At 48.3% G+C, this 7490-nt stretch carries 8 protein-coding genes, 15 tRNA genes and 1 rRNA gene (1 of these 24 running past the window's edge); 21 read left to right on the top strand and 3 right to left on the bottom strand.

The window, feature by feature from the left end; genetic code table 11:
- From NSQ22_RS15520 to NSQ22_RS15445, 16 genes are all read left to right on the top strand, one after another.
- A 23S ribosomal RNA gene (locus NSQ22_RS15520) occupies positions 1–1580 on the top strand; it begins 1349 nt to the left of the window's first position.
- 299 nt (positions 1581–1879) lie between these two features.
- Positions 1880–1954 (top strand) — tRNA-Asn (locus NSQ22_RS15515).
- Positions 1955–1958: 4 nt separating this feature from the next.
- Positions 1959–2049: transfer RNA gene (locus NSQ22_RS15510), tRNA-Ser, on the top strand.
- Between the two features lie 13 nt (positions 2050–2062).
- Positions 2063–2134, top strand: a tRNA-Glu gene (locus NSQ22_RS15505).
- 9 nt (positions 2135–2143) lie between these two features.
- A tRNA-Val gene (locus tag NSQ22_RS15500) sits at positions 2144–2219 on the top strand.
- Positions 2220–2230: 11 nt separating this feature from the next.
- Positions 2231–2307: transfer RNA gene (locus NSQ22_RS15495), tRNA-Met, on the top strand.
- A gap of 4 nt (positions 2308–2311) precedes the next feature.
- Positions 2312–2387: transfer RNA gene (locus NSQ22_RS15490), tRNA-Asp, on the top strand.
- Between the two features lie 35 nt (positions 2388–2422).
- Positions 2423–2498: transfer RNA gene (locus NSQ22_RS15485), tRNA-Phe, on the top strand.
- A 37-nt stretch (positions 2499–2535) separates the two neighbouring features.
- Positions 2536–2611: transfer RNA gene (locus NSQ22_RS15480), tRNA-Thr, on the top strand.
- A 6-nt stretch (positions 2612–2617) separates the two neighbouring features.
- Positions 2618–2702: transfer RNA gene (locus NSQ22_RS15475), tRNA-Tyr, on the top strand.
- A gap of 6 nt (positions 2703–2708) precedes the next feature.
- Positions 2709–2782 (top strand) — tRNA-Trp (locus tag NSQ22_RS15470).
- Positions 2783–2799: 17 nt separating this feature from the next.
- Positions 2800–2872 (top strand) — tRNA-His (locus tag NSQ22_RS15465).
- 16 nt (positions 2873–2888) lie between these two features.
- A tRNA-Gln gene (locus tag NSQ22_RS15460) sits at positions 2889–2963 on the top strand.
- 5 nt (positions 2964–2968) lie between these two features.
- A tRNA-Gly gene (locus tag NSQ22_RS15455) sits at positions 2969–3040 on the top strand.
- Positions 3041–3049: 9 nt separating this feature from the next.
- Positions 3050–3123: transfer RNA gene (locus tag NSQ22_RS15450), tRNA-Cys, on the top strand.
- A 56-nt stretch (positions 3124–3179) separates the two neighbouring features.
- Positions 3180–3264: transfer RNA gene (locus tag NSQ22_RS15445), tRNA-Leu, on the top strand.
- Positions 3265–3399: 135 nt separating this feature from the next.
- Here NSQ22_RS15445 and NSQ22_RS15440 read toward each other — a convergent pair.
- From NSQ22_RS15440 to NSQ22_RS15430, 3 genes are read right to left on the bottom strand one after another with little or no spacing between them, the layout of a single operon-like run.
- Positions 3400–4533, bottom strand: coding sequence for a site-specific integrase (locus NSQ22_RS15440; protein ID WP_008881999.1), 1134 nt, complete (start codon positions 4531–4533; stop codon positions 3400–3402).
- A gap of 41 nt (positions 4534–4574) precedes the next feature.
- Complete coding sequence (locus NSQ22_RS15435; RefSeq protein ID WP_008881998.1) at positions 4575–5009, bottom strand: ImmA/IrrE family metallo-endopeptidase; 435 nt, start codon at positions 5007–5009, stop codon at positions 4575–4577.
- Between the two features lie 21 nt (positions 5010–5030).
- Positions 5031–5501 (bottom strand): hypothetical protein, encoded by a 471-nt coding sequence (locus tag NSQ22_RS15430; protein WP_008881997.1) that lies wholly within the window; start codon positions 5499–5501, stop codon positions 5031–5033.
- Between the two features lie 174 nt (positions 5502–5675).
- On the opposite strand from NSQ22_RS15430, the gene NSQ22_RS15425 reads away from it, so the two are divergent.
- The 5 genes from NSQ22_RS15425 to NSQ22_RS15405 are packed head-to-tail and all read left to right on the top strand — an operon-like array spanning position 5676 to position 7343.
- On the top strand, positions 5676–5933 hold the full coding sequence (locus NSQ22_RS15425) for a transcriptional regulator (protein WP_008881996.1): 258 nt from the start codon (positions 5676–5678) through the stop codon (positions 5931–5933).
- Positions 5930–6655, top strand: coding sequence for a phage antirepressor Ant (locus NSQ22_RS15420; protein WP_008881995.1), 726 nt, complete (start codon positions 5930–5932; stop codon positions 6653–6655). Before NSQ22_RS15425 ends, NSQ22_RS15420 begins: the two co-directional genes overlap by 4 nt.
- A 15-nt stretch (positions 6656–6670) precedes the next feature.
- On the top strand, positions 6671–6805 hold the full coding sequence (locus NSQ22_RS15415; protein ID WP_008881994.1) for a hypothetical protein: 135 nt from the start codon (positions 6671–6673) through the stop codon (positions 6803–6805).
- Between the two features lie 45 nt (positions 6806–6850).
- Complete coding sequence (locus NSQ22_RS15410) at positions 6851–7099, top strand: DUF771 domain-containing protein (RefSeq protein ID WP_099233617.1); 249 nt, start codon at positions 6851–6853, stop codon at positions 7097–7099.
- Positions 7071–7343 (top strand): hypothetical protein, encoded by a 273-nt coding sequence (locus NSQ22_RS15405; RefSeq protein ID WP_099233427.1) that lies wholly within the window; start codon positions 7071–7073, stop codon positions 7341–7343. The genes NSQ22_RS15410 and NSQ22_RS15405 overlap by 29 nt, the downstream gene beginning before the upstream one ends.
- The last annotated feature ends 147 nt before the right edge of the window (positions 7344–7490 follow it).

Below are 7490 nucleotides of genomic sequence, written 5' to 3'. Positions count from 1 at the left end.
GGTTCCTGAGGAAGGTTCGTCCGCTCAGGGTTAGTCGGGACCTAAGCCGAGGCCGAAAGGCGTAGGTGATGGACAACAGGTTGAGATTCCTGTACCACCTCCTTCCCGTTTGAGCGATGGGGGGACGCAGGAGGATAGGGTGAGCAGGCGGCTGGAAGAGCCTGTCCAAGCAGTAAGGCTGGCCAGTAGGCAAATCCGCTGGCCGTAAAGGCTGAGCTGTGATGGCGACGGATTTGATCCGGAAGTCCCTGATTCCACACTGCCAAGAAAAGCCTCTAGCGAGGGAAGAGGTGCCCGTACCGCAAACCGACACAGGTAGGCGAGGAGAGAATCCTAAGGCGCGCGGGAGAACTCTCGTTAAGGAACTCGGCAAAATGACCCCGTAACTTCGGGAGAAGGGGTGCTCTTTGGGGTGATGAGCCCCGAAGAGCCGCAGTGAAAAGGCCCAAGCGACTGTTTATCAAAAACACAGGTCTCTGCGAAGCCGAAAGGCGAAGTATAGGGGCTGACACCTGCCCGGTGCTGGAAGGTTAAGGGGAGCGCTTAGCGCAAGCGAAGGTGCGAACCGAAGCCCCAGTAAACGGCGGCCGTAACTATAACGGTCCTAAGGTAGCGAAATTCCTTGTCGGGTAAGTTCCGACCCGCACGAAAGGTGTAACGACTTGGGCACTGTCTCAACGAGAGACCCGGTGAAATTATACTACCTGTGAAGATGCAGGTTACCCGCGACAGGACGGAAAGACCCCGTGGAGCTTTACTGCAGCCTGATATGGAATTTTGGTATCGCTTGTACAGGATAGGTGGGAGCCAGGGAAGCCGGAGCGCCAGCTTCGGTGGAGGCGTCGGTGGGATACCACCCTGGCGGTATTGAAATTCTAACCCGCACCCCTTATCGGGGTGGGAGACAGTGTCAGGTGGGCAGTTTGACTGGGGCGGTCGCCTCCCAAAAGGTAACGGAGGCGCCCAAAGGTTCCCTCAGAATGGTTGGAAATCATTCGGAGAGTGCAAAGGCACAAGGGAGCTTGACTGCGAGACGGACAGGTCGAGCAGGGACGAAAGTCGGGCTTAGTGATCCGGTGGTTCCGCATGGAAGGGCCATCGCTCAACGGATAAAAGCTACCCCGGGGATAACAGGCTGATCTCCCCCAAGAGTCCACATCGACGGGGAGGTTTGGCACCTCGATGTCGGCTCATCGCATCCTGGGGCTGTAGTCGGTCCCAAGGGTTGGGCTGTTCGCCCATTAAAGCGGTACGCGAGCTGGGTTCAGAACGTCGTGAGACAGTTCGGTCCCTATCCGTCGTGGGCGTAGGAAATTTGAGAGGAGCTGTCCTTAGTACGAGAGGACCGGGATGGACGCACCGCTGGTGTACCAGTTGTCCCGCCAGGGGCACCGCTGGGTAGCTATGTGCGGAAGGGATAAGCGCTGAAAGCATCTAAGCGTGAAGCCCCCCTCAAGATGAGATTTCCCATCGCGTTAAGCGAGTAAGATCCCTCGAAGATGACGAGGTCGATAGGTCCGAGGTGGAAGCGTGGCGACACGTGGAGCTGACGGATACTAATCGATCGAGGGCTTAACCTAGAAAAGCGGAGGCCGCCCGCCTATCGGCGAGACGTGCTGGAGGGCCTGCGAGGAGGCTCGAACCAAGCAAAGCTTGGTTCTGCGTGGGTGGTGCCACAGGAGCGTATGCAATGTGTCGCCGCCACAGCAGAACCGAAGCGTCGCGAGCCGATGGCGGCCGGAGCTAGACAGTACGAAAAGCGGAGGCTTCTTCCCACCAAACGGTTATCTAGTTTTGAAGGAATGAAAAAATGCTTGACAGATAAACATTAATCAGTATAATAATAAATGTCTAAAGGAAAGCTAACTAAGATAACCATTCCGCAGTAGCTCAGTGGTAGAGCAATCGGCTGTTAACCGATTGGTCGCAGGTTCGAATCCTGCCTGCGGAGCCACCTTGGAGAGCTGTCCGAGTGGTCGAAGGAGCACGATTGGAAATCGTGTAGGCGTGAATAGCGCCTCAAGGGTTCGAATCCCTTGCTCTCCGCCACTTATCAAAACATGGCCCGTTGGTCAAGTGGTTAAGACACCGCCCTTTCACGGCGGTAACACGGGTTCGAATCCCGTACGGGTCACTTCTTTGTGGAGGATTAGCTCAGCTGGGAGAGCACTTGCCTTACAAGCAAGGGGTCGGCGGTTCGATCCCGTCATCCTCCACCACTTTCAATCGTCGCGGGGTGGAGCAGTCCGGTAGCTCGTCGGGCTCATAACCCGAAGGTCGCAGGTTCAAATCCTGCCCCCGCAACCAAAATGGTCCCGTAGTGTAGTGGTTAACATGCCTGCCTGTCACGCAGGAGATCGCGGGTTCGAGTCCCGTCGGGACCGCCATCATTTCAAAGCTATGAAATAAAAAAATTACATAGGGCTCGGTAGCTCAGTCGGTAGAGCAAAGGACTGAAAATCCTTGTGTCGGCGGTTCGATTCCGTCCCGAGCCACCACTAAATAAATAGAATATAATCATCTTATGATTTATATGCCGACTTAGCTCAATTGGTAGAGCAACTGAATCGTAATCAGTAGGTTGCGGGTTCAAGTCCTGCAGTCGGCACCATTCTATGGAGGGGTAGCGAAGTGGCTAAACGCGGCGGACTGTAAATCCGCTCCCTTTGGGTTCGGCGGTTCGAATCCGTCCCCCTCCACCATAATGAAGGGGCATAGTTTAATGGTAGAACAGAGGTCTCCAAAACCTCCGGTGTGGGTTCGATTCCTACTGCCCCTGCCATTCTGACGATCATTATGGCGGCTATGGCGAAGTGGTTAACGCACCAGATTGTGGCTCTGGCATGCGTGGGTTCGATTCCCACTAGTCGCCCTTTTGCCTTTAGTGTTGGGGTATAGCCAAGCGGTAAGGCAACGGACTTTGACTCCGTGATGCGTTGGTTCGAATCCAGCTACCCCAGCCAATCATGCGGAAGTAGTTCAGTGGTAGAACACCACCTTGCCAAGGTGGGGGTCGCGGGTTCGAGTCCCGTCTTCCGCTCTCGATCGAGGCGGCATAGCCAAGTGGTAAGGCAGAGGTCTGCAAAACCTTTACCCCCGGTTCGAATCCGGGTGCCGCCTCCACTTAATAAAAAAGTGTTGACAAGCTAATAATGATATGATATAATGTTAAATGTCGCGCCGATGTGGCGGAACTGGCAGACGCGCACGACTCAAAATCGTGTGGGGTAGCCCCCCGTGTGGGTTCGACTCCCACCATCGGCATCCTTGGAATTCGATAGCCCACGGCCAAAAGTCGTGGAAGCCTTGATACGACCGCGTTTGCGGTCGTTTTTCATTTTCAGGAAATCCCGAAAAAAACGATAGAATCCGAAAAAATTTTGCACGAATTTTGCACGGCTATTTTGCATGATATAGATCATCCATGATTTGATCGAGGAGCATATTTTCCGCTTGTTCCAGCTCGTCCAAAATGTGCGAGTAGGTCTGCAATGTGATCCCTATATCCTTATGGCCAAGACGCTTTGAGATATATTTGATGTTCGCTTTCCGGTATAACAGCATCGAAGCGTGCGTATGTCTCAAGGAATGCATCGTCACCTCTTTTAAACCAAGTTTTCTACACAGCGTTTTTAGTGTTTTGTTAACAGCGTTATTGGACACTAACTCCATCTTCGTGTTCACAAAAACAAGATTTTTCTCGTTCCTCAATCCGGTTTTCATGGCCACCTCATTCTGTGCTTTCCGCAGTTCTTTCAATATTTTGCAGGTGTCTTCATCGATCTTTATGGTTCGCTTCGATGAATAGGTTTTCGTATCGGCGAAATCATTCGTAAATTTATAGTCCCAAGTCTTATTGATCGTCACCATTCTGTTTTTGAAATCAATGCAGTCCCATGTGAGCCCTAATATTTCCGAAAAACGTGCGCCAGTTGCCAGGGCGAAGAGGATAATATACCGTGAAATATATTTCGGGCGCATATCTTTTTTGATTTCGGCAATCAATTGTTTCGCTTCTTGATAGTTTAGATATTTTAGTTCCTCGTCTTTCCCTTTTTTCTTCCCTTTCACCACCACTTTATAGGTAGGATCGCGAATGATCACTCCTTCTTCGATGGCAGCTTTAATGCATTCTTTGATGTAAGTATGACGTTTTTTGACGGTTTCAGTCGTTCTCGTTTCCGCTATTTCATTAATAAACTTCTGGTACATATCCCTTGTGAGTTCTTTCATCTTTACCCCTGGAAAGTATTCCTCGACTAGCTGAACGGAGTATTCCACATTTTTATCATGCTCTGGACTGTGTTTCCCCTTTTTGTACAGCTCGAACCAATTCCGCATATATTCAGGGAAAAGCTGATCTGCGGCATTAATATCATAGCCTTTGTGAAGTTGTTTCTCCAATTCAGCGGCCGCAAGCTCCGCTTCTTTCTTCGTCCGAAAACCTCCTTTCGTTTTCGTTTTATATTTTCCGTTTTCTTTGTAGGAAACACGATAGCGCCAGCCGCTTTTGGTTTTTTGGATGCTGGCCATGTCTTCTCCCTCCCTATGCAGAATGTATGTTTGGTTTGAGGTCAAAATTTTTTTAGATGCACCACCTCCTCAGGGACTCCATACGCCGCCGCGGCTTCATAAATGGTTGCATCAGTACCGCGATATGTATAAAGCACATCATCCGACAGAAGCAATTCCACGGCAAACTCATTCGCCTCCCTTTCCACTTTATCCATGCAGAAAAGTGTGTTTCTCCTTAGAAAAGATGTGCTAAGTTCGGGATGCAGAACTGCATGCCCCAGCTCGTGCGCGCATACAAAGCGTTTCATCGGCTCGTCCAACTCTGAATTGATGTGAATGATCTGAATCCGGCGAAATGTATGATGATACCCGTATGTCCCGCCAAGCGGCTCAAACAACAGCACAATGCCTTTCTGTGATGCGATCTCAAAGGGGTTGTTCGTGCCGTGCCTGTTGACTAATTTCTCTACGATCTGTTTGATCTTCTCAGCCATAGCGAACCCCCCTAGAGATAGTTATTGACGGTATTTCTTTGGCGTGAACTTTTGTTTTGCGATGCGCTTAGCGAGGCGGAGCGAGTTTTCCAGAGATGCGATCAGTAGTTCCCGATCTTCTTCATCGAGTTCGTCGATGTCCACTCCGCCGAATGCAGCGAAACCGCTTCCTGTCTTGAGCCCCTTGATGATCTTTTCCAGCTCCTTTTGGATGTCGCGCTCGTCTTTATCCGTTAGGGTAGGTAGATGTTCTTTAGTATCGTCAGCGATATATCCGGCGGCTTGCATTAGATCCTCATAAGTAATTCCGTTGTGAGCGTGATCCGCTAACTTTTTTATTGTCTGAGGTGTGGGAGGGCTGTCTAATAAGCATCTGAGTAACCTTGATATATGAGCGGATGTAACACCTGATTTTTGAGCATAGTGGTTTATTGACCTATTCCCTTTTGCCTTTTCCAGTAGCTCTGCGAATCTTTGCTTATCAAAAGACATGTATCTAACCTCCATTTTTTGTTGTCTAAAATCAATGTTATATCTATATTCTGTTGTTTGTAAACAACGAAAAGTAAAAAATCACAAAAAGTATTGACTGTATGTAATAATAGGTGTTATATTTTACATGAAAACAATATTGACTACATACAACACTCGGAAGGGAGTGATAAAGTGTACGTTAACAAAGACAAGGTGAAAGTATTAATGGAAGAAAGAGCAAATGGGAGATATCGCAAATTCGCTAGAATGCTGAATCTTGATGTTGCCCATTTGTACAGGGTTCTAAATTCCAAGAGTATGGCAGGACCAAAGTTTTTAGGAAGACTTAAAAAGTATTGCGATGAAAATGGTTTAGACTTTGAAGAATATATTTTTTTAGATGATCCGTTACATGCAGTCAATGATAATTGGAAGGGAGAAGGGAAATGAACCCGCAAGTTTTCACTTATGGTGAAACACAGGTTAGAACAATCATCAAAAACGGTGAAGTTTGGTTTATCGCAAAAGATGTGTGCAGTGTTCTCGATATCAAAAACAGTCGCGATGCCTTAGGGAGATTAGATGAAGACGAAAAGGGTGTAGTTTTAACCGACACCCTTGGAGGAAAACAACAAATGTTGTGTGTCAATGAAGCTGGACTTTACAACTTGGTTTTGAGAAGTCGTAAACCTGAAGCAAAGCAGTTCAAGCGTTGGGTGACACATGAAGTCCTCCCAACCATCCGCAAAACGGGCGGCTATGTCTCAAACGATGAAATGTTCATCAATACGTATCTTCCTTTTGCAGATGAGCAGACCAAGATGATGTTTCGTGGCGTGCTTGAAACCGTGCGTCGGCAAAATGAACGGATCGCGGCGATGAAGCCGAAAGCAGACTATTTTGACGCCTTAGTTGATCGGAATCTACTCACCAACTTTAGAGACACAGCCAAAGAGCTTGAGGTGAAAGAACGGTATTTCATTGAATGGCTCCTCGATAACAAATTTGTCTACAGAGATCAAAAAGGAAAATTGAAACCATATGCGCAGTATGTGCCAGAACTATTCAAACTGAAAGAATTCGCTCGAAACGGGAAGGCCGATGTGCAAACGTTGATTACTCCACGCGGGAAAGAAACATTTCGGTTGTTGCTAAAGAACCAAACGGCGTGAAAGGGGGTGAAAAGGGTGAACATGGAATGCCCACGTTGCGGTTGCGAAAATGCTCAATACGAAGTTGTTGAGGTTGTTGAGGGGAAAGGCTACGTTTGGGAAGCGGCGTGCGAAGAGTGCGGTTGGGAAGATACGAAATATGAGTTCTGAGCCTCAAGGGAGGGAGACGAAGTGAGAAACAAAGTCTGGTGGTCGATGCAGGATCTCAAAGAGCGTACCGGCTACAGCGAGGATTGGCTGAAGGAGCACATCCTGCTCCATCCTCGCTACAAACCGATGCTTGACATTGAAAATGGCGGTTTTGTGTACTATCCGGAACGGAAAGGCGAACGTTGGTGTTTCATTGCGTCTCGCATGGAAGAGTTTCTAGAGAAGTATTTCAAAGACATTTTCTTGAAAAAGGAGGAGACTTCGAATGCAAACAAAAAGACTGTCGCTCGATGAGTTTCCGAAAGAGATTAGAGAGCAATTGGGAAAGAGCTTTCGCGAATTCACCTTTGTCGATGGATATGTAGTGAGATATAAAAACGCAGGATCGACGTATCACATAGCACTTATGGATGAACGCCTGCTATGGGAGATATGTTTCACAGATAGCGAAAAAGAAGGCATCTATGAGTGCATACATGAATCGTCGATTGAGTTGAGATTCGTCAGACAGGCGGCAGAATTTCTTAAGCTCGATTAAAAAAGGAGGAAGCAGGTAGCAAAGAAGGGTCGCTCATCTTCTTTGCTACCACCCATTGTAACAAACCTTCTGTTTAATGTCTATCCTCAGGCGCAGGATATTGTCCTGTTTTCTCAAACTTCCTCATGTTTTGGCCAAAGGTTGTTC

This window comes from Geobacillus sp. FSL K6-3411, from assembly GCF_037965715.1.
Taxonomy (GTDB): domain Bacteria; phylum Bacillota; class Bacilli; order Bacillales; family Anoxybacillaceae; genus Geobacillus; species Geobacillus thermodenitrificans.
The sequence above is the reverse complement of the archived record's forward strand: the minus strand, read 5'-3'. Positions and strand labels throughout refer to the sequence as shown.